This window comes from Streptomyces tatrensis (genome assembly GCF_049310065.1).
Classification (GTDB): domain Bacteria; phylum Actinomycetota; class Actinomycetes; order Streptomycetales; family Streptomycetaceae; genus Streptomyces.
The window spans coordinates 4,599,211-4,624,486 of record NZ_JBMDLB010000011.1 but is presented as its reverse complement, the minus strand read 5'-3'; the positions used below and the strand labels follow the sequence as shown (position 1 = coordinate 4,624,486).

At 73.3% G+C, this 25,276-nt stretch carries 17 protein-coding genes, 5 tRNA genes and 1 pseudogene; 12 read left to right on the top strand and 11 right to left on the bottom strand.

Features of this window, described 5'->3' with window-relative positions:
• Window positions 1–36 precede the first annotated feature (36 nt).
• Window positions 37–3,972, bottom strand: a complete 3,936-nt coding sequence (gene hrpA / locus ACODT5_RS36770) for an ATP-dependent RNA helicase HrpA (protein ID WP_422523378.1) — start codon at window positions 3,970–3,972, stop codon at window positions 37–39.
• 183 nt (window positions 3,973–4,155) lie between these two features.
• Here hrpA and ACODT5_RS36765 point away from each other — a divergent pair, with 183 nt between their 5' ends.
• The 3 genes from ACODT5_RS36765 (at window position 4,156) to ACODT5_RS36755 (ending at window position 6,317) form a co-directional block, all read left to right on the top strand.
• Window positions 4,156–4,614 (top strand): hypothetical protein, encoded by a 459-nt coding sequence (locus ACODT5_RS36765; protein ID WP_422523377.1) that lies wholly within the window; start codon window positions 4,156–4,158, stop codon window positions 4,612–4,614.
• 99 nt (window positions 4,615–4,713) lie between these two features.
• Window positions 4,714–5,469 carry a DsbA family protein gene (locus ACODT5_RS36760; protein WP_422523376.1) on the top strand — a complete coding sequence of 252 codons (756 nt, stop codon included), beginning with the start codon at window positions 4,714–4,716 and terminating at the stop codon, window positions 5,467–5,469.
• Window positions 5,466–6,317 carry a cytochrome c biogenesis CcdA family protein gene (locus tag ACODT5_RS36755; protein WP_422523375.1) on the top strand — a complete coding sequence of 284 codons (852 nt, stop codon included), beginning with the start codon at window positions 5,466–5,468 and terminating at the stop codon, window positions 6,315–6,317. Before ACODT5_RS36760 ends, ACODT5_RS36755 begins: the two co-directional genes overlap by 4 nt.
• A gap of 48 nt (window positions 6,318–6,365) precedes the next feature.
• Here ACODT5_RS36755 and ACODT5_RS36750 read toward each other — a convergent pair.
• From ACODT5_RS36750 to ACODT5_RS36735, 4 genes are all read right to left on the bottom strand, one after another.
• Window positions 6,366–6,442: transfer RNA gene (locus ACODT5_RS36750), tRNA-Phe, on the bottom strand.
• Window positions 6,443–6,464: 22 nt separating this feature from the next.
• Window positions 6,465–6,538: transfer RNA gene (locus ACODT5_RS36745), tRNA-Asp, on the bottom strand.
• A gap of 39 nt (window positions 6,539–6,577) precedes the next feature.
• Window positions 6,578–6,650: transfer RNA gene (locus ACODT5_RS36740), tRNA-Glu, on the bottom strand.
• A 132-nt stretch (window positions 6,651–6,782) separates the two neighbouring features.
• Entirely contained in the window at window positions 6,783–7,133 is a 351-nt protein-coding gene (locus ACODT5_RS36735) for a metallopeptidase family protein (protein WP_327253633.1), read from the bottom strand.
• A gap of 80 nt (window positions 7,134–7,213) precedes the next feature.
• Between ACODT5_RS36735 and ACODT5_RS36730 the strand changes: the two genes are divergently transcribed.
• From ACODT5_RS36730 to ACODT5_RS36710, 5 genes are all read left to right on the top strand, one after another.
• On the top strand, window positions 7,214–7,681 hold the full coding sequence (locus tag ACODT5_RS36730) for a FluC/FEX family fluoride channel (RefSeq protein WP_422523374.1): 468 nt from the start codon (window positions 7,214–7,216) through the stop codon (window positions 7,679–7,681).
• The gene (locus ACODT5_RS36725; RefSeq protein ID WP_385375269.1) at window positions 7,678–8,052 is read left to right on the top strand and encodes a fluoride efflux transporter FluC; all 375 of its coding nucleotides are present in this window, start codon (window positions 7,678–7,680) and stop codon (window positions 8,050–8,052) included. The genes ACODT5_RS36730 and ACODT5_RS36725 overlap by 4 nt, the downstream gene beginning before the upstream one ends.
• 116 nt (window positions 8,053–8,168) lie before the next feature.
• Window positions 8,169–8,738 carry a hypothetical protein gene (locus tag ACODT5_RS36720; RefSeq protein ID WP_422523373.1) on the top strand — a complete coding sequence of 190 codons (570 nt, stop codon included), beginning with the start codon at window positions 8,169–8,171 and terminating at the stop codon, window positions 8,736–8,738.
• Window positions 8,739–9,048: 310 nt separating this feature from the next.
• Window positions 9,049–11,451, top strand: coding sequence for a DEAD/DEAH box helicase (locus ACODT5_RS36715; RefSeq protein WP_422523372.1), 2,403 nt, complete (start codon window positions 9,049–9,051; stop codon window positions 11,449–11,451).
• Between the two features lie 165 nt (window positions 11,452–11,616).
• Window positions 11,617–11,689 (top strand) — tRNA-Lys (locus ACODT5_RS36710).
• A 58-nt stretch (window positions 11,690–11,747) separates the two neighbouring features.
• Here ACODT5_RS36710 and ACODT5_RS36705 read toward each other — a convergent pair.
• Window positions 11,748–11,870 (bottom strand): annotated as a pseudogene (locus ACODT5_RS36705) (helix-turn-helix transcriptional regulator); the annotation flags it as partial.
• 112 nt (window positions 11,871–11,982) lie between these two features.
• Here ACODT5_RS36705 and ACODT5_RS36700 point away from each other — a divergent pair.
• The 3 genes from ACODT5_RS36700 to ACODT5_RS36690 all read left to right on the top strand — a co-directional run bounded on the left by ACODT5_RS36700 (window position 11,983) and on the right by ACODT5_RS36690 (window position 14,777).
• Window positions 11,983–12,056: transfer RNA gene (locus ACODT5_RS36700), tRNA-Met, on the top strand.
• 188 nt (window positions 12,057–12,244) lie between these two features.
• Window positions 12,245–13,426 (top strand): PP2C family protein-serine/threonine phosphatase, encoded by a 1,182-nt coding sequence (locus ACODT5_RS36695; protein ID WP_422523371.1) that lies wholly within the window; start codon window positions 12,245–12,247, stop codon window positions 13,424–13,426.
• 292 nt (window positions 13,427–13,718) lie between these two features.
• Complete coding sequence (locus ACODT5_RS36690) at window positions 13,719–14,777, top strand: M23 family metallopeptidase (protein ID WP_422523370.1); 1,059 nt, start codon at window positions 13,719–13,721, stop codon at window positions 14,775–14,777.
• Here ACODT5_RS36690 and ACODT5_RS36685 read toward each other — a convergent pair.
• The 4 genes from ACODT5_RS36685 to ACODT5_RS36670 all read right to left on the bottom strand — a co-directional run bounded on the left by ACODT5_RS36685 (window position 14,728) and on the right by ACODT5_RS36670 (window position 20,093).
• Complete coding sequence (locus tag ACODT5_RS36685) at window positions 14,728–16,101, bottom strand: PrsW family intramembrane metalloprotease (protein ID WP_422523369.1); 1,374 nt, start codon at window positions 16,099–16,101, stop codon at window positions 14,728–14,730. The two genes, ACODT5_RS36690 and ACODT5_RS36685, sit on opposite strands and share 50 nt — an antisense overlap.
• Before the next feature lie 43 nt (window positions 16,102–16,144).
• Entirely contained in the window at window positions 16,145–16,966 is an 822-nt protein-coding gene (gene trmB / locus ACODT5_RS36680; RefSeq protein WP_422523368.1) for a tRNA (guanosine(46)-N7)-methyltransferase TrmB, read from the bottom strand.
• A gap of 286 nt (window positions 16,967–17,252) precedes the next feature.
• Entirely contained in the window at window positions 17,253–18,461 is a 1,209-nt protein-coding gene (gene lhgO / locus ACODT5_RS36675) for an L-2-hydroxyglutarate oxidase (protein ID WP_422523367.1), read from the bottom strand.
• A gap of 81 nt (window positions 18,462–18,542) precedes the next feature.
• Window positions 18,543–20,093 (bottom strand): NsdA family TPR-like regulatory protein, encoded by a 1,551-nt coding sequence (locus ACODT5_RS36670; RefSeq protein ID WP_422523366.1) that lies wholly within the window; start codon window positions 20,091–20,093, stop codon window positions 18,543–18,545.
• 695 nt (window positions 20,094–20,788) lie between these two features.
• Here ACODT5_RS36670 and ACODT5_RS36665 point away from each other — a divergent pair.
• Window positions 20,789–23,107, top strand: coding sequence for an asparagine synthase-related protein (locus tag ACODT5_RS36665; protein WP_422523365.1), 2,319 nt, complete (start codon window positions 20,789–20,791; stop codon window positions 23,105–23,107).
• 81 nt (window positions 23,108–23,188) lie between these two features.
• Here the strand turns inward: ACODT5_RS36665 and ACODT5_RS36660 are convergent, their stop codons facing one another.
• Window positions 23,189–25,171, bottom strand: coding sequence for a sigma-70 family RNA polymerase sigma factor (locus tag ACODT5_RS36660; protein WP_422523364.1), 1,983 nt, complete (start codon window positions 25,169–25,171; stop codon window positions 23,189–23,191).
• Window positions 25,172–25,276: the final 105 nt, after the last annotated feature.

The following is a 25,276-nucleotide window of genomic DNA, read 5'->3' as shown; positions in this document are numbered from 1 at the left end:
ACTGTACCGCAGCTCAGGGGGTGCAGTCGAACCCGATCACCGAGCGGGTCCCGGGGCGGCCGCGTCCACCGCCTTCACGATGCGCTTGTCGGAGACCGGATAGGCCGTTCCGAGGGCGTGCGCGAAGTAGCTGACCCGCAGTTCCTCGATCATCCAGCGGATCTCGGTGACCTCCGCGGGGACCGGCCTGCCCTTCGGCAACTGCTCCAGCAGCCACAGGTACTCGTCCCGCATCTCGTGGACCTTCTCCATGCGCGTGGTGTCGCGCTGGACGCCCGTGGGCATCTGCTGGAGCCGCCGGTCGACGGCCACCAGGTAGCGCATCAGGTCGGGCAGCCGGCGCAGTCCGGTGAGCGTGACGAAGCCGGCCGGCATGAGGGCCGCGAGCTGCGTCTTGGCGTCCTGGACGTTGGCCACCAGGGCGAGGCTGGCCGTGGTCTTCAGGCGCCGCTCACAGGCCTGCCAGGCGGCCAGCACCTGCTGCACCTGCGTGATCGTCCGCACGGTCGTGTCCACCAGGTCGGTCCGCACGGCCTCGTAGAGCTTGCGGAAGCCCGCCTCGTCCCATGCCGGGCCGCCGTGCCGCGCGATCAGGTGGTCGGCCGCCGCGGTCGCGCAGTCGTCGAACAGCGCCTGGATGGAGCCGTGCGGATTGCGCGACAGGGCCAGCTTCTGCTGGTTGCTCAGGTGGTCCGAGGCGAACTTCGCCGGGTTCACCGTGATGTTGAGCAGGATCAGCCGCCTGGTGCCGAGCCGCATCGCCTGCTGCTGCTCGGCCTCGGTGTCGAAGAGGCGTACGGAGACGCTCGTACCGGCGTCCACGAGCGCCGGGTACGCCTTCACCGGCTGGCCGGCCCGGCGGGTCTCGAAGACCTTGGTCAGCGTGCCGATCGTCCAGTCCGTGAGCCCGGTCTTCTCCACCGACTCACCGCCTTCCCGCTCGGCGGTGGCCGCGGCGGCCTGCGAGAGGGCCTGGCGGGCCTTGGGCTTGAGCTGGAGCCGCAGGGCCTCGAGGTCCTTGGCCTCGGCGAGGTTCTTGCGGCGCTCGTCGACGATCCGGAAGGTGATCTTCAGGTGGTCGGGGATGCGGGTCAGGTCGAAGTCCTCGGCGGTGACCGGGACCCCGACCATCCGCTGCAGCTCCCGGGCCAGCGTCACGTGCAGGGGCTCCTGCAGTGGGTGGGAGGTGGCCAGGAAGCGGGTCGCGAAGTTCGGCGCGGGCACGTAGTGCCGGCGGATCGGCTTCGGGAGCGAGCGGATCAGCTCCGTGACCACCTCTTCGCGCAGGCCCGGGATCTGCCAGTCGAAGCCCTCGTCCGTGACCTGGTTCAGCACCTGGAGCGGGATGTGGACGGTCACGCCGTCCGCGTCCGCGCCCGGCTCGAACTGGTAGGTCACCCGGAACTTCAGCCGTCCCTGCATCCAGGAGTCCGGGTAGTCGGCCTTGGTGACCCCGGCCGCCTTCTCCGTCAGCAGCATCTCGCGCTCGAAGTCGAGCAGTTCGGGCTCGTCGCGCTTCTTGTGCTTCCACCAGGAGTCGAAGTGCGCCCCGGAGACCACGTGCTCGGGGATCCGCTGGTCGTAGAAGTCGAAGAGCGTCTCGTCGTCGACCACGATGTCGCGGCGCCGGGCCCGGTTCTCCAGCTCCTCCACCTCGGTGAGGAGCTTGCGGTTGTCGGCGTAGAACTTGTGGTGCGTCCGCCAGTCGCCCTCGACCAGGGCGTTGCGAATGAACAGGTCGCGCGAGACCTCGGCGTCGATCCGGCCGTAGTTGATCTTCCGCTGGGCGACGATCGGCACCCCGTACAGCGTGACCTTCTCGAAGGCCATCACCGCCGCCTGGTCCTTCTCCCAGTGCGGCTCGCTGTACGTGCGCTTGATCAGGTGCTGGGCGAGCGGCTCCACCCACTCCGGCTCGACCTTGGCGTTCACCCGGGCCCACAGCCGCGAAGTCTCCACCAGTTCGGCCGACATCAGGAACTTCGGCTGCTTCTTGAACAGCGAGGAACCCGGGAAGATCGCGAACTTGGCGGACCGGGCCCCCAGGTACTCGTTCTTGTCGGTGTCCTTCAGCCCGATGTGCGACAGCAGGCCGGCGAGCAGGGAGATGTGCACGCTCGTCTCGGGGGCATCGGCCTCGTTGACGTGGATGCCCATGCCCTTGGCGACCGTACGCAGCTGCGAATAGATGTCCTGCCATTCGCGGATCCGCAGGAAGTTCAGGTACTCCTGCTTGCACATCCGGCGGAAGGAGGAGGAGCCGCGCTCCTTCTGCTGCTCCCGGACGTAGCGCCACATGTTCAGGAAGGAGAGGAAGTCGCTCGTCTCGTCCTTGAACCGGGCGTGGTTCTGGTCCGCCTGCGTCTGCTTGTCCGAGGGCCGCTCGCGCGGGTCCTGGATGGACAGGGCCGCCGCGATGACCATGACCTCGCGGACGCAGTTGTTCTTGTCCGCCTCCACCACCATGCGGGCGAGGCGCGGGTCCACGGGGAGCTGGGAGAGCTGGCGACCCATGGGCGTGAGCCGCTTCTGGTGATCCTTCTCGTCCGGGTCGAGCGCGCCGAGCTCCTGGAGGAGCTGCACGCCGTCGCGGATGTTGCGGTGGTCCGGCGGGTCGATGAAGGGGAACTTCTCGATCTCGCCGAGGCCGGCCGCGGTCATCTGCAGGATGACGGAGGCGAGGTTCGTGCGCAGGATCTCGGCGTCCGTGAACTCCGGACGGGTCAGGAAGTCGTCCTCGGAGTAGAGCCGGATGCAGATGCCGTCCGAGGTACGGCCGCAGCGGCCCTTGCGCTGGTTGGCGCTCGCCTGCGAAATCCGCTCGATGGGCAGCCGCTGCACCTTGGTGCGGTGGCTGTAGCGGGAGATGCGGGCGTTGCCCGGGTCGATCACGTACTTGATGCCGGGGACGGTCAGGGAGGTCTCGGCGACGTTGGTCGCGAGGACGATCCGGCGGCCGGTGTGCTGCTGGAAGACGCGGTGCTGTTCGGCGTGCGAGAGGCGCGCGTAGAGGGGGAGGACCTCGGTCAGGCGGAGCTTGCGCTTCTCCAGCGCGTCCGCCGTGTCGCGGATCTCGCGCTCGCCGGAGAGGAAGACGAGGATGTCGCCCGGTCCCTCGGCCTGGAGTTCGTCCACGGCCTCGCAGATCGCGGTGATCTGGTCGCGGTCGGAGTCCTCGGAGTCGTCTTCGAGGAGCGGTCGGTACCGCACCTCCACCGGGTAGGTCCGGCCGCTGACCTCGACGATCGGGGCCTCGCCGAAGTGCCGGGAGAAGCGCTCCGGGTCGATGGTCGCCGAGGTGATGATCACCTTGAGGTCGGGGCGCTTGGGCAGCAGCGTGGCGAGGTAGCCGAGCAGGAAGTCGATGTTCAGCGACCGCTCGTGCGCCTCGTCGATGATGATCGTGTCGTACGCGCGCAGCTCGCGGTCCGTCTGGATCTCGGCGAGCAGGATGCCGTCCGTCATCAGCTTCACGAAGGTCGCGTCCTGGTCCACCTGGTCGGTGAACCGGACCTTCCAGCCGACGGTCTGGCCGATCTCGGACTTCAGCTCCTCCGCGATGCGCTCCGCGACCGTGCGGGCCGCGATGCGGCGGGGCTGGGTGTGCCCGATCATGCCGCGGACCCCGCGCCCCAGCTCCATGCAGATCTTGGGGATCTGCGTGGTCTTGCCGGAGCCGGTCTCGCCCGCGACGATCACGACCTGGTGGTCGCGTATCGCCTCGGCGATCTCGTCCTTCTTCTGGCTGACCGGAAGGTTCTCGGGATACGTGACCTCGGGCTTCCGCGAGGCGCGCCGGGCCAGTCGCGCGGCGGCCGTTTCGGCCTCCGCTGCGATCTCGTCGAGCACGGCCTGCTTGGCCTCGGGCTTGCGGATGCGGCGGGCGCCTTCGAGGCGGCGGCCGAGGCGGTGCGCGTCACGGAGGGAGATCTCACCGAGAAGCGTCTGCAGGGCGGCGAAGGAAGTAGACATACCTGGTCGAGGATCTCACCCGTAGGTGCCGGGTGGCGAACGCATTTGTGGGGCTGACCCGTACCATTTCGGGACGAGTCCCCCGAGCGTTACCCCGATGTGTCCCCCGACGCGTCCCCGGTGATGTCCCGGCTACGCCCCCACCCGTGCCCGCACCGATGCCCCAGCGAGAGGCCGCCCACGATGTCCCGCAGCCGCCGCCTCCGGTGCGTGTTCGCGGTGCTGCTGGGCTGGGCCCTGCTGGCGGGGCCCTTGCAGGCGGCGATCGCCCCGGCGACCGCCCGGGCCCTGCCGTCGCCGGTGGCCTTGGCCGTCCCGGCCGTCGGGGCTTCCGCAGCCGTCGGGCAGGGGGCCGTGCGGGCCTCGGCCCCCGTGGAGGCGGGCTCCGCTCCCGGCGCGGACTTCGCCGTCGCCTCCGCCGGTCCGGGCGGGCCCGCCTGCGCCCCGGGATCCGCCGGCCGGGACGGCGTACCCGCCCTGCCGGCGCGGGCCGGGTCCGACCAGGCCCAGGCCCAGGTCCCGCCCGCGCGGCTCGGGCCCGAGGCGGTGGTCCCGTCGCGGGCCATACCCGTACGGGTCCTCGTACGCGGGCCCGCCCAGCCGGCGCCGACCCCGCTGGAGCTGTCCGTGATGCGGGTTTAGGAGGACCGGCCGCATCAGCCGCCCGGTCCGCCCGTCCCGCACCGCATCGCATCGCCCCGCACCGCATCGCATCGCCCCGCACAGCTCTGGAGCACCCGCATGTCCCCTTCCCCTTCCCCTTCCCCTTCCTCTTCCTCCCGCAAGCCCCTGCTGATCTCCGCCGGGGTCGCCCTCGCCGCCGTCACCCTCGGACTCGTCTCCTGGCAGGCCACCAAACCCGACAGCGGCACCGACAGCGCCGCCCGGCCGTCCGCGGCTTCCGCTCCTGAAGCCGGATCCACCGCGGACCCCACCGCGCAGCTCAAGGCCCTGGCCCGCCGCGAGGCCGGGGACAAGCTCGCCGCCGGCCGGGCCGACGCTCCCGTCGTCCTGATCGAGTACTCCGACTTCAAGTGCGGCTACTGCGGAAAGTTCGCCCGCGACACCGAGCCCGCGCTGGTGAAGAAGTACGTGGAGGACGGCACCCTGCGCATCGAGTGGCGCAACTTCCCGATCTTCGGCGCCGACTCCGAGGCCGCCGCAAAGGCCGCCTGGGCGGCGGGGCAGCAGGACCGCTTCGCGCAGTTCCACGCGGCCGCGTACGCCGAGGGCGCCAAGGAGAAGGGCTTCGGCGTGGAGCGGCTGACCGAGCTGGCGCGCGAGGCCGGGGTCCCGGACCTGGAGCGCTTCACGACGGACATGGCCGGGGAGCAGGCCGCCGCCGCTCTGGCCAAGGACCAGGAGGAGGGGTACCGCATCGGCGTCACCTCCACCCCGTCCTTCCTGATCAACGGGCAGCCCATCGCCGGAGCCCAGCCCCTGGCGGCCTTCGAGGCCGCCATCGCCAAGGCCAAGGCGCAGGCGGCCGCGAAGTGACCGACGTCGGATACCTGGCCGCCCTGCTCGGCGGCCTCCTCGCGCTGCTCAGCCCGTGCAGCGCGCTGCTCCTGCCCGCCTTCTTCGCGTACTCCATCGACTCCACGTCCCGGCTGCTGGCGCGCACCGGGATCTTCTACGCGGGCCTCGCGAGCACCCTCGTACCGCTGGGGGCGGCGGGTTCGTACGCCGGGCGGTTCTTCCACGGCAACCGCGAGGCCCTCGTGCTGTTCGGCGGCTGGCTGATCATCGGGCTCGGGCTCGCCCAGATCCTCGGCCTCGGCTTCGCCTCGAAGCGGATCTCGGAGCTGTCGGGGAAGATCCGGCCGACCACCGCCCTGTCGGTGTACGCGCTGGGCGCGGTCTACGGGCTGGCCGGCTTCTGCGCCGGCCCCATCCTCGGCAGCGTCCTGACGGTGGCGGCGGTCAGCGGCAGCCCGGTCTACGGAGGCCTGCTGCTGGCGGTGTACGCACTGGGCATGGCCGTGCCGCTGTTCGTGCTGGCCCTGCTCTGGGAGCGCTTCGACCTGGGCCGCCGGCGCTGGCTGCGCGGCCGAGCCTTCTCGGTCGGCCGCTTCGAACTGCACACGACCTCGCTGGCCTCGGGCCTGTTCTTCATCCTGCTCGGCGCGCTGTTCCTGGCGTACGACGGGGCGAGCGCCCTGCCGGGGCTGCTGGACGTGGACGATTCGTTCGCGGTGGAGCAGCGGGTCCAGGCCGTGGCGGACGCGGTTCCGGACTGGGCGCTGCTCGGGCTGGTGGCCGTGGCGGCCGCGGGCGCGGGCCTGACGCAGTGGCGCCGACGGGCCCGGGCGGCCGGAGTCGGCGCGGGCGCGGAAGGGGAGTAGGGGAGCAACGGAGAAGGCCCCGTCCGATGGACGGGGCCTTCTTGATTCTGGTGGCTGGGGCCGGGGTCGAACCGGCGACCTATCGCTTTTCAGGCGATCGCTCGTACCAACTGAGCTACCCAGCCACGAAACCGTTTCCGGCTTCAGCGAACCTGACGGGACTTGAACCCGCGACCTCCACCTTGACAGGGTGGCGAGCTAACCAACTGCTCCACAGGTCCTTGCAATGTGCGAGCACAAGTCTCGCACACGGTAATGCGTACCCCCAACGGGATTCGAACCCGTGCTACCGCCTTGAAAGGGCGGCGTCCTGGGCCACTAGACGATGAGGGCTAAAGGCCCGCCGGGCACTTTCCAGCGCGTCGGGGACGTGAGAAGCATATGGGATCCCGGCGGCGATCGCCAAAACGGTTTCGGCGGGCGGGTCAGAGGTGGGCCGGACGCGGGCCCGGGGCCCCCGCGGGGTCAGCCCCAGCCGAGTTCGTGGAGCCGCTCGTCCTCGATGCCGAAGTGGTGGGCGATCTCGTGGACCACCGTCACGGCGACCTCGTGGACCACTTCCTCCGTGCTCTCGCACATCCGCAGGGTCGGCCCCATGTAGATCGAGATCCGGTCGGGCAGCACCCCGGCGTACCACTCGCCGCGCTCCGTGAGCGGGGTCCCCTCGTAGAGGCCGAGCAGTTCGGGGTCGTCGGAAGCGGGCTCGTCCTCCACGAAGACGGCCACGTTGTCCATGACCCGGGTCAGCTCCTCGGGGATCGAGTCCAGCGCTTCGGCCACCAGCTCTTCGAACGCGTCACGCGTCATCTCCAGCACGAGGTCATTCTCCCGTGCCGGCGTCCGATTGCGGCGGCCCGTTTCCGGCGGGCCGGAACCCGGCGCGCGAGAATGACCCGGTGGCGACAAGCGAAGCGGAGCGCCGGGTGCTCGCGGCGGTGGCGGCCGGAGGTGCCGTGGGAGCCGCGGCCCGGTACGGGGTCGGGCTGCTGTGGCCGGCCGCGCCCGGGGCCTTCCCGTGGGGGACCTTCTGGATCAACGTGGCGGGATGCGCGCTCATCGGCGTCCTCATGGTGCTGGTCGGCGAGGGCGGCCGGTCGGCGCATCCCCTCGTACGGCCCTTCCTCGGGGTCGGGGTGCTCGGCGGGTTCACCACCTTCTCCACCTACGCCGTGGACTTCGCGCGGCTGCTCGACGCCGGTGAGGCCGGTACCGCACTGGCGTACGCCGGGCTCACGGTGGCCGGGGCGCTGGCCGCCGTATGGGCGGCGGCCGTGATCACCCGGCGCGCGGTCGGCGACGGCCGGGGACCGGGGCCGGGGCCGGGGCCGGCTCCGGAGCAGGGGCAGGGGCGGGTGCGGGCATGAACTGGCTGATCGTCATGGTGGGCGCGGCCGTCGGGGCGCCCCTGCGGTACCTGACCGACCGGGCGGTGCAGGCGCGGCACGACTCGGTCTTCCCCTGGGGGACCTTCGTGGCGAACGCGGCCGCCTCCCTGGTGCTGGGGGCGCTGACCGGGGCGGTGCTGGACGGGGCCGCCTCCTCGCGGCTGAACCTGCTGCTCGGTACGGGGCTGTGCGGGGCGCTGAGCACCTACTCGACGTTCTCCTACGAGACGCTGCGCCTTGCCGAGCGGGGCTGGAAGTTCCTGGCGGCGGCCAATGTGGTGGCCTCGGTGCTGGTCGGGCTGGGTGGGGTCACGCTCGGCCACCAGGTGGCCGGACAGCTGTTCGCCTGAGGGTGCGCCGCCCGTACGCCTCGGGGCGTGTTGGGGCGTGTCCCTTACGGGGGAGAGGGAGTTGGGCACATTGACCCGCTCATCGCGGACCCTTGCCAGCGTTCCGGAGGTGCCCCGTGCGCCAGTTGTCCGCTTCCCTCCGATCCCCCCGCTCGCTCCGCCTCGCCGTCGCCGCGCTCGCGGTGGCGGCGACCGCGGGCTGCATGAGTGTCGGGGAGGACGCCGCGAAGCCGGGGCCCTCCGCGTCGACGGGCGTCCAGGGCGGCAAGTCCGGCGGTGGCTCCTCGTCCGGGAAGAGCGCCGGGAGCCAGGGCGGCGGCCACGGCTCGAAGGGCGGTACGGCGAACCAGGACGGCAAGGCCGGAGGCCCCGGGACCACCGCCGGCGCGGCCGGGGCCTCCCCCAGCCCGGGCGCCCCGGCCGGTCCGCCCGGGGCCCCCTCGCCGTCGGCCGGTCCAGGTGGCGGAGCCGGCGGCCAGGGTCCCCAGCAGCCCCCGGCGGGCGGTTCCGGGTCAGGCTCGGGCTCCGGTGGAGGCGGCTCCTCCGGCGGCGGCCCGCCCGCCTCCCCGACCGCGGCGCCGCCGACCCCCGAGCCGCCGCTCCCCACTCCGCCCGTGACGGAACCCACACCGCCCGTGGAGTCCCCGCAGCCCGAACAGTCGACCGATCCGGGGGCCCAGCCCTAGGCCCGGTCCCGGCTCGGACCCGGACCGATCCGCCCGCCGATCTCTGGCGGGCGGATGACGTTTCCGCAGGTCAGCGCCGTCTTCGAGGGAGTGACTTGCCAGACCCGGGGGAGGGTGCGTATGGTTATAGATCGTTTGATCCCATTGCCCGGCGCCGACTCCGAAGAGCGCCGCGTGGCGCGTACTCTCCCCAGCCGTGACTGACCGCATTGAGGCGGTCGATTTGCGAATTCACGGAGTTTGGGCGCGTGCCGAGACTCCGGAAGGTTTCGCATTTCGCATGTCCATTTCCAGTTCTGACCGTTCCGTCATGCCCGAGAACGACTCCAACGAGATCGTCGACGCCGAGACCCTCGCGGTCACCGAGGCCCTTGAGGCCGTCGTCACCGACGAGATCATCGAGGCCCTCGAGGCCGACGTGACGAACCACGAGTCCGACGAGTCCGACGAGTCCGAAGAGTCCAGCGACTCCTTCGAGGACTCCACCGAAGACTTCAACGACGACGCCGCGTCCGACGACGACGCCGACGCCGAGCCCACCCTGACCTTCGGCGACCTCGGTCTGCCGGAAGGCATCGTGCGCAAGCTCGCGCAGAACGGCGTCACCGCGCCCTTCCCGATCCAGGCCGCGACCATCCCGGACGCCCTGGCCGGCAAGGACATCCTCGGCCGTGGCCGCACCGGCTCCGGCAAGACCCTCTCCTTCGGTCTGCCGACCCTGGCCTCGCTGGCCGGTGGGCACACCGAGAAGAAGAAGCCCCGCGCGATCATCCTGACGCCGACGCGTGAGCTCGCGATGCAGGTCGCCGACGCTCTCCAGCCCTACGGCGACGTGCTCGGCCTCAAGATGAAGGTCGTCTGCGGCGGTACCTCCATGAGCAACCAGATCTTCGCTCTGGAGCGCGGTGTCGACGTCCTCGTCGCCACCCCGGGCCGTCTGCGCGACATCATCAACCGCGGCGCCTGCTCCCTGGCGAACGTCCAGGTCGCGGTCCTCGACGAGGCCGACCAGATGGCCGACCTGGGCTTCCTGCCCGAGGTCACCGAGCTGCTCGACCAGATCCCCGGCGGCGGCCAGCGCATGCTCTTCTCCGCCACCATGGAGAACGAGATCGGCACCCTGGTCAAGCGCTACCTGACCAACCCCGTCACGCACGAGGTCGACAGCGCGCAGGGCAACGTCACGACCATGACGCACCACGTCCTCGTCGTGAAGCCGAAGGACAAGGCGCCGGTCACGGCCGCCATCGCCGCCCGCAAGGGCCGCACCATCATCTTCGTCCGCACCCAGCTGGGCGCCGACCGCATCGCCGAGCAGCTCATCGAGTCCGGCGTGAAGGCCGACGCGCTGCACGGCGGCATGACGCAGGGTGCCCGTACCCGCGTCCTCGCGGACTTCAAGGACGGCTACGTCAACGCGCTCGTCGCCACCGACGTCGCCGCCCGCGGCATCCACGTCGACGGCATCGACCTGGTCCTGAACGTGGACCCGGCCGGCGACCACAAGGACTACCTGCACCGCTCGGGCCGTACCGCCCGCGCCGGCAAGTCCGGTGTCGTCGTGTCGCTGGCGCTTCCGCACCAGCGCCGCCAGATCTTCCGCCTGATGGAGGACGCGGGCGTCGACGCCTCGCGCCACATCGTCCAGGGCGTCGGCGCCTTCGACCCCGAGGTCGCCGAGATCACCGGTGCCCGTTCGCTGACCCAGGTCCAGGCCGACTCCGCGAACAACGCCGCGAAGCAGGCCGAGCGCGAGGTCGCCGACCTCACCAAGCAGCTGGAGCGCCTGTCGCGCCGTGCCGTCGAGCTGCGCGAGGAGGCCGACCGCCTGGTCGCCCGCTCCGCGCGTGAGCGCGGCGAGGACCCGGAGGCCGCTGTCGCCGAGGTGGTCGAGGCCGCCGAGGCCGAGGTCGCGGCAGCCGTGGCCGAGCCGGTCGCCGAGGAGCGCCCCGCGTTCCAGAGCCGTGACGACCGTGGCAACTACGAGCGCCGTGACAACCGTCGCGACGACCGTGGCGGCGACCGTGGTGGCGACCGTGGCAGCTTCCGCCGTGACGACCGGGGTGACCGCGGTGGCGACCGTGGCGGTTTCCGCTCCGGTGGCGACCGTCCCACCGGTGGTGGCTTCCGTCGCGACGACCGCCCCTCGGGTGGCTTCAACCGTGACGACCGTGGTGGCGACCGTGGCGGCTTCCGCTCCGGTGGCGACCGTCCGACCGGTGGTGGCTTCCGCTCCGGCGGCGACCGTCCGGCCGGCGGCGGTTTCCGCTCCGGTGGCGACCGTCCGACCGGTGGTGGCTTCCGCCGCGACGACCGCCCCTCGGGTGGCTTCAACCGTGACGACCGTGGTGGCGACCGTGGTGGCTTCCGCTCCGGCGGCGACCGTCCGACCGGTGGTGGCTTCCGCCGCGACGACCGCCCCTCGGGTGGCTTCAACCGTGACGACCGTGGCGGCTTCCGCTCCGGTGGCGACCGTCCGGCCGGCGGCGGCTTCCGCTCCGGTGGCGACCGTCCGACCGGTGGTGGCTTCCGCCGCGACGACCGTCCCTCGGGCGGCTTCCGCTCCGGTGGCGACCGTCCGGCCGCCGGTGGCGACCGCCCGTACGGCCGTCGTGACGACAACCGTCCGTCCGGCTCCGGCTCGACCGGTGGCTTCCGCGCCGGTGGCAGCGACCGCCGCGACGACAAGCCCCGCTGGAAGCGCAACGGCTGAGACCGGCCGCTGAACTGATCGCCTGACAGGGGCCCTACGACAACACGTCGTAGGGGCCCTGTTCGTGTGCGCGCCCGCCACCGCGACGACTTCCCCGGGCCGGACAACCGATATGCGATCGGTGCTCCCGCGCTCTCCGGCTATGCTCTGGGGTGAGCACATCGAGGGCCATTAGCTCAATTGGCAGAGCAGCGGACTTTTAATCCGTTGGTTGTCGGTTCGAGTCCGACATGGCCTACTGCTCGAAGCGCCCCATCCGGTCCTCCGGGTGGGGCGCTTCTCGTCGTGACGGCCGGTCAGGGGTGGTGCGGGAGCCAGCCGTGCTGGACCGCCCGGGCGCCGGCCTCGAAGCGACTGCGCGCTCCCAGGCGTTCCATCAGCTGGGTCGCGATCCGGCGGGCCGTGCGGTGGGAGACGCCCCCCAGAGCCGTGTTTAAGGCCCCTGACCAGCAGTAATGTTCACTTCAGGGGTGGCTCGGACGTTAATTGGCGGAGGCCTCCCCCCAGATGGCGTAGAGTTGGGTTTACCGACGCGGGGTGGAGCAGCTCGGTAGCTCGCTGGGCTCATAACCCAGAGGTCGTAGGTTCAAATCCTGCCCCCGCTACTCAGTACGAAGGCCCGGTCCCCTTTGGGGGGCCGGGCCTTCGTCGTATCCGCGGTGCGTCCGCGTGTCCGCGCCTGTGTGTCCGTGGTGCGCGCCCCGTCACTCGAACGGTCCCGCCCGGGTCGCCGTACGGGCCCTCCTGCCCCCAGCCTTGGGGGGCGAGGCGGACCGGGCGGCAGGAGAGCAGCGTGGCGGGGCTGGGCCGGCAGGGCAGGGGCGAGCGCGTCTTCGGCGCGGTCGCGGGCAGCGTCGTGGTCCGCCGGATCGTCAAGATGCTCCCGGGCACCCTGATCGTGCTCGGCTTCCTCTTCGACGTGCTGACCCCGCCCAGCTTCACCGGCTCCCCCTTCTTCTCCGCCGCCCCACTCGTCGCGGCCCCGCTCTTCTCGCTCCGGGCCACCGTCCTCACCGGGGTCCTCGCCACCCTCGCCGTGGTCGTGCTGCACCTCTACAACGGCACCACCTTCAAGGTGGAGGCCATGACCGAGCTGGTCACCGTCGTGACCGTCTCCGGGCTGGCCACGTTGATCAACATCGTCGTGCGGCGCGGTACGGAGCAGCTCGCCTCCGCGCGCGGGATCGCCGAGGCCGCCCAGCGCGCCGTACTGCCCACGCCCGCCGAGCGGATCGCCGGCCTCCAGGTCTCCGCCTCGTACGAGGCCGCGCAGGCGGACGCCTTCATCGGCGGCGACCTCTACGCCGTGCAGGACACCCCGTACGGAGTGCGCCTCGCGGTGGGCGACGTACGGGGCAAGGGGCTCGGGGCGGTCGAGGCGGTCGCCGTGGTGCTCGGGGCGTTCCGGGAGGCGGCCGAGAGTGAGCCCACGCTGGAGGGAGTGGCCCGGCGGCTGGAGCGGGCGCTGGCCCGGGAGGGGAACCGGCGCGACAGCCTGGACGCGGTGGAGGGGTTCACCACCTGCGTGCTCGGCGAGATCCCGCCGGGCGCGGGCCTGCTGCGGCTCGTCAACCGGGGCCACCCCGAGCCCTTGCTGCTCTACGCGCACGGCGGCCTCGCGGAGCTGGCCCCCGCCGAGCCGGCGCTGCCGCTCGGCATGGGGGAGCTGGGCGGGTGGCCGGACCAGGTGCAGGAGTGGGCCTTCCCGGAGGGGGCGACCCTGCTCCTCTACACGGACGGCCTGACCGAGGCCCGGGACGGCGCGGGCGTCTTCTACGATCCGGCGGCCCGGCTGCGCGGGCGGGTCTTCCCCGGGCCCGACGAACTGCTGAGCGCGCTCGCCACGGATGTCCGCCGCCACACGGGCGGCGCGGCGACGGACGACATGGCCCTGCTGGCGGTGGCCAGACCGGGGGCGCGGCAGCCGAGCCGGCGCCGGACGGTGCGGGTGGTCCCGAAAGGCGAGGGAGTGTGACCGCACGTAATCGAAGGAGCGCGCTCGGCAAGCAATCTGACGGACCGTCAATGTGAAGATGTGGCGCGAGGGATGGGAGAGGTGGCCGTTTTTTGCCCGAGTTGATCCCCGAGTGCGGCGGTAAGTCCTGGCCAGAGCTGTGCAAGCGGTGGCTGATTGTCGTTAACGATCAATCGCAACTGCTTGGAATCACTCCCCTTTCTCTATTACCGTTCGATAACGCAGAGCGGTCGTCCCAGCCGTCGCAAGAGACGGCACCGTGCGCGTGCTCGCCCATGAGGAGTGTGCCCCGGTGGCCTCCAACTCGCCTGCCCCTGAAGGCATCGACGTCCAGGAGCAGCCCACCGCCGGAGCCTGGGGCGAGTGGAACCCCACCGAGGACTCGGCCCGGCCGCCACGCGGCAAGCACCGCGTGCTCAAGCAGCGCGGGGGACTGGCCCGTTCCTCCACCGTCCTCGGCGTCGGCGTGATCGCCGCGGTCGGCGCGGGCGGCATCGCCACCGCGCAGGACCGGCCCCAGGTCGCCATATCCATGCCGTCGCTGCCGGACCTGCCCGACCTGCCCGACTTTCCGGAAGCCCTGGGCGGCGCGGACCAGTCCACCGGTGACTCCGGCGCCGCCACCGCGCGCTCCGCCGAGCCGACGCGGTCGGGGATCATCCCGCAGCAGGCCGACCGCCGCTCCGACGCGGGCGAGCTGCTGCGCAGCCGCATCCTCCAGCAGGCCGAGAACCAGCAGGAGGCCGCCGCGGCCCAGGAGCGGGCCGAAGCCGAGCGGGTGGCACAGGAGGCCGCGGCGCAGCAGGCCCGCGACGCCCGGGCGGCCAAGGAAGCGGCCGAGAAGGCGGCGGCGGAGGCGGCCGAGAAGGCCGCGGCCGAGGAAGCGCGCAAGGCGCAGGAGGCCAAGGAGGCCGCCGAGGCCAAGGCCAAGGCGGAGGCAGCCGCCCGGTCGGCCGGATCCTTCTTCCTGCCCACCTCGGCCTACACCCTCACCTCGCACTACGGCGACTCCGGCTCGATGTGGTCCTCCGGCCACCACACCGGCCTCGACTTCGCCGCCCCGACCGGCACCCCGGTCAAGGCGGTCGGCTCCGGCAAGATCATCTCGGCCGGCTGGTCCGGGGCGTACGGCTACCGCATCGTGCTGGAGCTCCCCGACGGCACCGAGATCTGGTACTGCCACCTGTCCTCGATGTCGGTGACCGGCGGCTCGGTCGCCGGCGGCGACACCATCGGCCGGGTCGGTGCGACCGGCAACGTCACCGGCCCCCACCTGCACCTCGAAGTGCGCCAGGGCGGCGTCACGGTGGACCCGCTGTCATGGCTGACGGCACGGGGCCTGAACGTCTAGGACCCGGTACGAGGCCGGGCGCGCGGCCGGGTACGCGTCCCGGCGCCGGCCGGGCGAGCGGCCCGTCGAGCCCGCCGAGCGTTCGGGCGAGCGGACCGCCAAGCGGGCCCAGGGGGTCGAACCGGGGCGGGAGCAGGTCCTCCAGCACCGCGGCGCGGGACAGCGCCGGGCCCGCCGTCGCGCGGCGCAGCCAGAGCCGGCGCAGCAACTCCCGCTCCCGCCCCGCGAAGTCCGGCTCCCGGGCCGGGCCGCCGCTGCGCGCCCGGTGACGTAGCAGGGCCAGGGCCGCGGCGTCGGCCTCGTACAGCGCGACCGCCCGTCCCGCGGGCCGGCCCCCGGTGCTCCGGGCCAGTGCGCGGGCCAGGGAGCGCGCGGGCATCGACACCAGCGCGGGCACCTCGGCCGGGCTCAGCCAGCCGGCGGCCGCGTACAGGGCGAGTTCCCCGGCGACGGCCCGTAGTCGGCGGCGCCGTATCGACACGGCCAGCCAGGCCAGCAGCCCGAACACCGGGACCATCACGCACCCGTAGACCACGTAGAAGCCGGACTCGCCCAGGTCCGAGGAGCTGTTCCACAGCGCGTGCAGCCCCATGGCCGAGGCGAGGCCGAGCACGGGCAGACCGATCCGGTGCGTACGGCGCACGGCGAGCGCGGCGGCGCCGAAGCCGAGACCGGTGGCCACGGTGAACAGCGGATGCGCGAAGGGGGACATGACGCCCCGGACGAAGAACGTCGCGGCCGTCACGGAGTTCAGCACGCCGGTGCCGTTCTCCACGTCCTCGTAGAAGGCGTTGCCGAGATAGAGGATGTTCTCGGTGAAGGCGAAGCCGGTGGCGGTGAAACCGGCCATCACGAAACCGTCGGAGGGGCCGGTGAACTGGCGTCTCCTGAACAGGAACACCAGCAGCAGGGCGGCCGCCTTGGCGCTCTCCTCGACCACCGGAGCGATCGCCACCGAGCCGAGCTGGTCGGCGTCGGAGGGATCGGCGGTGGCCGCGGCTATCCACTGGGTCGCGAAACTGTTGGCCAGTATGGCGATCAGCGCCGCGGCGCACGCGCCCCAGCCGAAGCAGAACGACAACTGCGCCCACGGATGCGGCGCGGCCCGCCCCACCCAGCGGAACGCCGCAAGGAGCGGCGCCACCGGCAGCAGGGCCAGGCCCAGACCGACGAAGAACCCGGGCGTACCGGTCTGTTCGCGTACGAGTTCCAGGATCGCGATGCCGCAGCCGCCGAGCAGCACGACGAGTACACAGGTACGCACGGCGCCGGGGGTACGCGGCACGCGGTGCGGCAGCCGGGGCGGCCGGGTCGCTCGGAGCACGTGATGACTCTACCGAGCGGACCCGACACGCGGAGTGATGTGCTCAGTTCTGGGCGTTACCCGTGCGCCGGAACAGCAGATCGTGTACGACGTGCCCCTTGTCGAGTCCCTGGCCCTCGAAGCGGGTGAGCGGCCGGAAGTCGGGCCGGGGCGCGTAACCGCCGTCTGCCTGCGTGTTCTCGAACTCCGGCTGGGCCGTCAGCACTTCGAGCATCTGCTCGGCGTACGGCTCCCAGTCGGTCGCGCAGTGCAGGACCGCCCCGGGTGCCATGCGGGTGGCGGCCAGCGCGAGGAACTCGGGCTGGATCAGGCGCCGCTTGTGGTGGCGGGCCTTGGGCCAGGGGTCCGGGAAGTACACGCGGAGCCCGGCGAGGGAGTCCGCGGGCAGCATCTCGCGGAGCAGGATGATGGCGTCCCCGTTCGCGACGCGGATGTTGGTCATCCCGCCCCGCTCGGCGAGGGCGAGCAGGTTCCCCTGCCCGGGGGTGTGCACGTCGGCGGCGAGGATCCCGGTCCCGGGGTCGGCGGCGGCCATCTGCGCGGTGGCCTCGCCCATGCCGAAGCCGATCTCCAGGACGACGGGAAGCCCGTCGAACATCTCCTTCAGATCGATGACGCGGTGCCCGTCGATGTCGAGCCCCCAGGTCCCCCAGAGCCGCTTCAGGGCTTCGCCCTGCCCGGTGGTCACCCGGCTGCGACGGGGCTGGAAGCTCCGGATCCGCCGCTCGTGGTGCGACCCGGCCGGATCGGGCGCGGGCCCGTCGGGAAACCGCGGCTCGGTACGCCACTTCGGGGGCACGTAGCTGGAGGTCGCCTCCGGCGCGGGCTCGGCGGCGGGATTCTGGGGACTCAGAGACTCAGACACAATCCCCGGATTCTACGCGCGCCCACTCCCACCCACGCTGCGGCACCATTCCCCCTGATCCAGCCTCGCCGGCGTTTGAGGCGCGGGGTCTGGGGCGGAGCCCCAGGATCTTTCAGCCCGTCCGGCGTTTGAGGACCGGGTCAGGGCGGAGCCCTGGGAACGGTGGAAGGGCGGGTAGGGGACTCCGCCCCGCGCAGCGGCACACCCGCAGCCGCGCACCGGCGAAGCGGCCGGCCCCGCGCAGCGGTGATCCGGGCCCGGCCGGCCAGGGCCAAGCCCCGCAGGGCTACGCGCTGCGCAACACCTTGAGCGCACGCCCGGCAATCTCCCGCCCGATCGGCAGCGAAGCGGTAGCCGCAGGCGAAGGCGCGTTCAGCACGTGCACCGCCCGCTCCCCCTCCCGGATCAGGAAGTCGTCCACGAGCGTCCCGTCCCGCAGCACGGCCTGCGCCCGCACCCCCGCCGCCGCAGCCACCAGGTCCTCCCCGCGCACCGCGGGCAGCAGCCTGCGCACCGCCTCGACGAACGCCGCCTTCGACAGCGACCGCCGCACCTCGCCCGCTCCGTACCGCCAGTGCCGCGCGGCCATCCGCCAGGATCCCGGCCAGGCCAGCTCGTCCGCGAGGTCCCGCGGCCGGACCACGCCCCAGCCGTACCCCTCGCGCGCCAGCGCCGGCACCGCGTTCGGCCCGACGTGGACCCCGCCGCCGATGCCCCGGGTCAGGTGGACGCCGAGGAAGGGGAACGCCGGGTCCGGCACCGGATAGACCAGCCCGCGCACCAGCCCGGGCCGGGCCAGGTCGTAGTACTCGCCCCGGAACGGCAGGATCCGCATCCCCGGGTCGTCGCCGGCCAGCCGCGCGATCCGGTCGCACTGCAGCCCCGCGCAGTTCACGAGCACCCGCGCGCGCACGACCAGCCCGCTGCTCGTCCGCACCGCCACGCCCGACGCCCGCCGCGAGATCAGATCCACCGCCCCGCCGTAGACGATCTCCGCCCCGGAGGACTCCGCGAGCTGCTGGGCGACCCGCCCGTAGTCCACGATCCCCGTGGTGCCGACGTGGATCGCCGCGAGCCCGCGCACCTCGGGCTCGTACTCCGAGATCTGCGTCGGCCCCAGCTCCCGCACCGGGATGCCGTTCTCCCGGCCCCGCTGCACGAGCGCGTGCAGCCGCGGCAGCTCCTCCCGCCCGGTGGCGACGATGAGCTTGCCCGTCACCTCGTGCGGGATGCCGTGCTCCGCGCAGAACTTGACCATCTCGGCCGCACCGCGCACCGCGAAGCGCGCCTTGAGCGAGCCCGGCTTGTAGTAGATCCCGCTGTGGATCACACCGCTGTTGCGGCCCGTCTGGTGCCGTGCGGGGCCGTCCTCCTTCTCCAGGACGACCACCCGGGTCCCCGGAGCGAGCCCCGCGAGGGCATGCGCCGTCGACAGGCCGACGATCCCGCCGCCGATCACCAGCACGTCGCAGTCCAGCCTGCCCAGTCTGCTCATGCCGCCCACGCCGCCGCCCACACTGACACCTCCCACCCCTGCATAGTGCACCCCGCCACTGACAACGAGGCCACGCGGGGCCTATGCCGGGGTTACCAGCAGAGGCCTGGCCCGCTCGCGCAGTTCGGCGACGCGCGGTTCGTCCCCGTACGGTTCCAGCCGGTGCAGCAGGTCCCGTACGTACTCCGTCGTCCGTGCCGACGAGATCCGCCCCGCGACCTCCACCGCCCGGGTCCCCGCCGCGCACGCCGCGTCGAGGTTCCCGGACTCCAGCTCGGCCACCGCGCTCACGACGAGCCGCAGCCCGTGTGATCGTACGTACTCCTCCGTCGGCCGGGACAGTGCCTGTTCCGTGAAACGCCTTACCTGGCGCGGGAGTTTGAGGTCGCTATAACACTCGGCCGCGTCCGCCGCGAAGCGGTCGTACGAGTAGAAGCCCAGCCAGGTCGGATCGGCGTCGCCGTCCCGGGCCCGTTCCAGCCAGCCCTCGGAGGCCCGCAGCGCGGCCCCGGCGGCCGCCGAATCGCCCGCCTTCGCGTGCGCCCGGGCCTCGACGAGGCGGAAGAAGCTCATGGTCCGCGCGGTGGCCAGGCCCCGGTTGCGCTCGACGGCGGCCTGCGCGAGGTCCACGCCCTCGTCCGGGAAGTCCCGGTAGGTGGCCTGCAGGGACATCGACGCCAGCACGTACCCGCCGAGCGGTACGTCCGCCGCGGCGCGGGCCAGGCGCAGCGCCTGGATGTAGTACCGCTGGGCCGCTTCCTGCTGCCCGGTGTCGAAGGCCATCCAGCCGGCCAGCCGGGTCAGTTCGGCGGTGGCGCCGAAGAGCGCGCGGCCCACCTCGTCGGTGTAGGAGCCGAGCAGCAGCGGCGCCGCGTCCACCCGCAGGCATTCGGGGACCATCGAGGAACGCCAGTCGCCGCCCCCGTACTTGGAGTCCCAGCGGCGGGCGTCCTCGGCGGCCTCGCGCAGCTTGGTCACATCGCTGTGGCCCACGCGCTGCGGGCCCCCGGCCTCGGGCGCGGCCGGAGCGGGCGCCGGTGGCGCGTGCGGCGGCGTTTCGCGCGAAGGCTGGGCGGGCACACCCCCGACATGGGCGCCGGGCGGCGCCGGAAGGCCTTCCGGCGGGGCCGCGCCCGGTACCGGCTCGCGTGCCACCGGTTCGCGCGCCACAGAGCTGTCGGCAGGAGATATCAGCCAGCGTGAGGCCGGCGTCGCGTACGCCGACACGGAGAAGGAACCGGCGAGCGACTGCCAGATCCCGCCACCCCCGCGCCGGCCGACGAGGTCGAGCCGGTAGAGGTCGGTGGCCGAGCGCACGGCCGCGCCGACATCGCGCGGGAAGGCCAGTCCCACCTCGGGCGCCGGATCCGCGTCCGCGAGCCCGATCTCGTGCAGTGGCACGGGCCGGCCGAGCTTCGCGCCGATGGCGGCCGCGATCAGGTGCGGGGCGGCGCCCTGCGGCACCATCCCCTTCGACACCCACCGGGCCACCGACGTCTTGTCGTAGCGGAGGGTCAGACCGCGCTGAGCGCCGAGGTCGTTGACCCGCCGGGCCAGCCCGGCGTTGCTGATGCCCGCGAGGGCGAGGACGGCGCCGAGCTTCTCATTGGGCTCGCGGAGCTCCCTGGACATGCGCCACCCCTCGTCACACGCGGAACGCAGACGCCGCCGGGGCATAGGCGCCCGGCATTTCGTAAACCCAGCGTAGTTCCCCGCCTCCCAAGCGTTAAGGCCCCCTGTTCCGTATGGCGGGATTGTTGTCCGTATGCACAGTCGGGCGGGGGCCCGGGACCGGGGCGCACGTGTCAGCGCGTGCTCCACCCGTGTGGCCGTGCGCCCGCCCGTGCGCTCTGGCCGCTGCGGGGGCCCGGCGATTCGATGTGCGGTGCGTGGGTCGACCCGCCGCGTGGACCGGGCGGGCCGGGGGATGCCGCTGCCTCAATCCCCGCGGGTGGCGGAACGGTCCGGGGGGTGGATCCCGCCCCCCGGGCCGCGCTCCGCCGGGCCGACCCGGGCGGCGGACCCGCGGGCTGCTCGTACGGCTCCGCACGGGGCGCCGTACGGGCCTGCGCACAGGGCTCCGCGCAGGGCTCTCAGTACGGCCGAAGAATGGCCGAAACCGACCTATGGGGCGGTCGGAACGGAACGCCAAATACCGCATGGCCGGGGCGTGTTCGTTTATACGTGCGCCCCCCTTACCCACTCCCGCACGCCTGTCTCGTGGCAGCATGGACCCCGAGCCACCCGGGGTCCCTCCGGCCCGCGCGCAGAGCGCCGGCCGCGCGGTTCGCACCCCGGTCAGGTGCCCACGGGCTGGGGAGGCGGCGGTGCGCTGGTTGGTGGGTTGGAGCAGTATCGCCGCGAGCTTCGGCACGGCCGGACGGGTCGCGGGGCACGGCGCTGCGTACGCCTCCGACCAGGGCGGATACGGATCGGGTGGCTACGGATCGGGAGCGGGCTACGGCTCGGCCACGAGCTACGGCTCCGCGAACGGCTCCGGAAACCGCTCCGCGAACGGCTCCGCGAACGGCTCCCACCCCGACGCGTGGGGCGACGGCCCGGTCCGCGGCGGGCTCGCCGACGCCGGCCACCCCGACGAACCGGGCGCCGCCGCGGCCGACCGCACCGTGGTCCCCGTCGGCGCCCAGCTCCTCTGGGGCGACCCCGACCCCCTGTGGGCCGTCGGCGACTGGCGCCCGGACGAGATCCGCACCCTCACCGCCGACCCCGCGGACCCCTTCACCCGCCTCGCGGTCCTCGGCTGCTGCGGCGCCACCGACGAGGAACTGCGCCGCGCGCTCTACGCCGCCCGCGGCGGTGCGCTGCGCCACCTCACCCAGTGGCCCGGCAGCTACACCGCCGTCGTCCAGGCCGGCCGCCGCATCACCGTCGTCGGCGACCTGGCCGGCGCGCGGCCCGTCTTCTACACCCCCTGGGCGAGCGGGACCGCCTACGCGACCGCCGCCCTCCCGCTCGCCGACCTGATCGAGGCGCAGCTCGACATCGGCCATCTCGCCGCCCTGCTGGCCTGCCCCGACAGCCCGGAGGCGCTGGGCGACGGCACACCGTACGTCGGCGTACGCCGCATCCCGCCCGGCCACGCGCTGATCCTGCGCGAGGGCTCGCGGGAGATCACCGGGTACGAGCCGGTGGCCTCCCTCGCGGTGGCCGCCCCCACCGCCGACCCCGAGCTCGCGGTGGAGGGCGTACGGGAAGCTTTGGTCGACGCGGTGCGCGCCCGGCTCACGGCTCCGCGGCATGCTCCCGAGACGCTGCCCTACGACCCCGGGCCCGTCCCCGGAATGGGCCCGGCCGACCGGAGGGCCGCGCGCGGCGCCCCCGCGCCCGTCCCCGGAGTCGGCGCGGACCTCTCCGGAGGCAGCGCCTCCGCGACCCTCGCCCTGCTCGCGGCCGGCCTCCCGGGCGCACCCGGCGCCCTGCTCGGCCGCACTGGGGAACGCCTCCTCGCCGTCACCTTCAACGACCTGGCCACCCCCGAGGGCCGCGAACCCGAACTGGAACGCGCCCACGCCATCGCCACCGACCCCCGCCTGCACCACGTGGTCGTGGCCGCCGCCGAGGAAGCCCTCCCCTACGCCGACCTCGACGGGCCGCTGACCGACGAACCGGGCCCCTCCCTGGTCTTCGCCGCCCGCGAGCGGCGCCGCCTCGCGGCCGGCTCGGCCGACCACTTCACCGGCCACGGAGCCCGCCAGGTCCTCGACGCCCACCCCGCCCGGCTCGCGGACCTCCTGCTCGACCGGCGCCGCCGCCACCTGCTCCGCCCCACCCTGGCCCTCGCCCGCTCGTCGCCCTCCCTCTCCCCGGGCGACTCCCTGCTGGTCCCCCTCACCGTGTACGCGGCGGCCCGCCGTCTGGCCCGTACGCCCTACCGCGCCGGCATGGAGGCGGCGGCGGCCCGCCTGCGCGAAGGGCTCGCGGCCGCGGGGCCCTGCTCCCCCGTCGACGCCTCGCTCGCGGCCCTGACCTGGTCCCGGCCCGGCCCGGCGGCGGCCTGGCTGACGGGCGAGGCCCTGGCCGAGGTATCGATCCGCCTCACCGCCGCCGGGGGCCGCCCTCCGCTCTCGCTGCGCCCGGGGGAGGCGCGGGCCCGCGCCGTCCTGGCCCGGCACGCCGCCGACCACCGGGTCTTCGAGCAGGCCGTGGAGGTCCGCAGCCAGCGGCTGCACGCCCCGTTCCTGGACAACCAGGTCGTACGGGCCGCCCGGGCCCTGCCCGAATCCCTCCGCGTCCAACCCGGCGCCAGGGCCGCGGTCCTGCGCGGGGTCCTGTCCTCGGCCGGAGTCCGGGACCTGCCCCCGGGGTGGGGCGCGACGGCCCACGCCCCGAACGAGTCGGCGACCCGCCTGGGACTGCGCGCGGCCCTCCCGCGGCTCCTGACCCTCTTCGCGTCCCCCCTCCTGGCGGACGCGGGCCTCATCGAAGCCCGGGTCGTCCGCCAGGCCCTCCTCGACGCGGCGGACGGCCGCCCGGTCCCGCTCGACGGCCTCGCCGAACTCGTCTCGATGGAACTGTGGCTGACCCGCCTCCTGGCCCGCCGCGGCACCTGCTGGACCGGCACCTCGACCCCCCGCCGCAGGGCCGTCCCCACGGGAGTGCCCCTCCGCCGCCCGGCGCTGTCCTGACCGCTGGTCCCCGCCCCCGGGCCCCAGGGCTTGGCTCCGCAGCCTTCGACCGCGAGGAACCTCAGCGGCAGCTGATGAACCTCAGCGGCAGCTGATGACCGAGTCGGCCCAACTCGCCAGCGTCGGCAGGCGGCCGCCCCCGGCGCGCTCCACCACCAGGCGCAGCGTCTTGCGCCCGGAGAGCGAGACGGACACCTTCGCCGCCGGGTCCTCGTAGCCCAGCGCACCGGACTGCCACAGCCGCTGCCCGTCCGCGTACACGGAGAAGCGGACCGTGCCGTTCGTGAGCAGCGACATGCCGTCCACACCGGCTCGCGCGGAGAAGCTGACGCAGCTCCGGTTGAGGGTGATCTCCACGGAGGAACGGGAGTTGACGGTGATCCCGTGCGTGAAGCGCTGTCCGCCGATCACCGGTGCCCAGCGCTGCCACACCCAGCTGCTCCGCCAGGTCTCGATCTCGGGGCCGTCGTGGTTCCCGTAGGCGGACTGGCCCAGCGAGGAGAGCCGGAACCCCTGCGGGGCCTGCGGCGAAGGCTTGGGCGGCGTCGTCCTGGGCGGCGGTACGGGACTCGGCGTGGGGCTCGGCTTCGGACTCGGGGCCCGGCTGGGACTCGGAGCGGGCGAGGACCGCTCCGGGCTCCGCGAGGGCTTGGGCACGGTCGGCGCGACGGCCGCCGGCGGGGGTGCCTGCTTCTTCGGGGGCGGTACGGATCCCCGCGCCGCCGGCGGCTCCGCCCGCGACGGGCCGGGCTCCGCCGCGGAGGGGTCCGGACTCCGCGGCACCGGCACGGCCACGCCCGGCGCCGGGTTCGCGCGGACGGTCGGAGCGGCGTCGTCACCGGCCAGCGCGAACACCACGCCGGCGGCCGCGGCCACCACGACCCCGGCGGCGATGGCCGCCTTGGCCGGAAGCCCCAGCCCCTCCGAAGCCACGGCTCCGCCGACCCCACCGGCCCCGCCTCCACCGGCGGCCCCTCCGGCGGCTCCACCCGCGGCCCCTGCCCCGGCGGCTCCGGCACCAGCCGTGGTGGACCCGCCCGCGGCTGCGGCAGCGGCCCCGGCACCACCCGCGGCGACGGCACCGCCGGCCACGACTCCGGCCGCCTTGGCCGCGTACCCGGCGGCGAACCACCCGATGACGGCGACCGGCAGCAGCGCGGGAATGCCCGCGTTGACGTCCTTGAGCTCCCCGGCGGCGAGCCGGCAGCGGGCGCACTCCTCGAGGTGCTTGCGCAGCCCACGCTCCGCCCGCATCCGCAAGCCGCCGCGGGCATAGGCCCCCAGCCGGTCGGCGTACCGTGCGCAGTCCCCTCCGGAGCTCAGCGCGGTGCTCACATGGGCCTGGAGGTAGGCCTGCTTGAGGCCCTCGCGGGCCCGGCTGGCCAGGACCGCGGTGGCGTTCGCGCTCAGCCCGAAGAGCGGGGCGATCGCGCTCGGCGACGCCTCCTCGACGGTGGTGTGCCAGAGCACCGCCTGCCACCGCTCGGGCAGGCTCCGGAAGGCCTGCATCGCGAGGGTCTGCTCGGCCTCGTGCATGGCGCGCACATCGGCGCCGAGTTCGAGGGTGTCGTCCCCAGCCCGACCGGGCAGCCCGACCGCGCCGTCGCCGGACCCGGAGGCCTGCTCCGCGAACAGCGCGAAGTCCTCGACCAGATGCTCCCGCTTGGCCGTTTTCGCCCAGGCGGCGGCGACCCGGCGCACGGTGGTCAGCAGGTAGGCGCGCACCGACTGGTCCGGACCCGCCCCGCCCCGTACGGCCTGGAGGGTCCGCGCGAACACCTCGGCCGTCAGATCGTCGGCGGTGTGCCCGTCGCGGCAGCAGGTGCGGGCATAGCGGCGCACGGCATCGGAGTGGCGGCGGAACAGTTCCTCGTAGGCACCGTCGTCGCCCCCGCGCATCCGGGCGATCAAGTCCCCGTCGGAGGGCGGGAGTTCCCCGCTCGCCCCGGCGGCGTGGCGACCGCCCGGTTCGCGCTGCGCCGGGACCTGCCGTGCGGGCAGGCTGCCCGCCTCGACCTCGCCGCCGGCGCCACCGTGTGGCTCTTCCCGCCCGTCAACGCTCATCGCGGAAGCCCTCGCACGACACACTCAACCGGTCCACCGATCCAGCGTGTCACACGGCGGGCACGCGCCGAACCGGTCTCCACACCTTCCACTCATCCGGGCAAG

Excerpts from the sequence above, each read along its gene's own strand:
- hrpA (WP_422523378.1), bottom strand. The coding sequence starts at position 3,972 with ATGTCTACTTCCTTCGCCGCCCTGCAGACGCTTCTCGGTGAGATCTCC.
- ACODT5_RS36765 (WP_422523377.1), top strand. The coding sequence starts at position 4,156 with ATGTCCCGCAGCCGCCGCCTCCGGTGCGTGTTCGCGGTGCTGCTGGGC.
- ACODT5_RS36760 (WP_422523376.1), top strand. The coding sequence starts at position 4,714 with ATGTCCCCTTCCCCTTCCCCTTCCCCTTCCTCTTCCTCCCGCAAGCCC.
- ACODT5_RS36725 (WP_385375269.1), top strand. The coding sequence starts at position 7,678 with ATGAACTGGCTGATCGTCATGGTGGGCGCGGCCGTCGGGGCGCCCCTG.
- ACODT5_RS36715 (WP_422523372.1), top strand. The coding sequence starts at position 9,049 with ATGCCCGAGAACGACTCCAACGAGATCGTCGACGCCGAGACCCTCGCG.
- lhgO (WP_422523367.1), bottom strand. The coding sequence starts at position 18,461 with ATGAGCAGACTGGGCAGGCTGGACTGCGACGTGCTGGTGATCGGCGGC.
- ACODT5_RS36670 (WP_422523366.1), bottom strand. The coding sequence starts at position 20,093 with ATGTCCAGGGAGCTCCGCGAGCCCAATGAGAAGCTCGGCGCCGTCCTC.
- ACODT5_RS36660 (WP_422523364.1), bottom strand. The coding sequence starts at position 25,171 with ATGAGCGTTGACGGGCGGGAAGAGCCACACGGTGGCGCCGGCGGCGAG.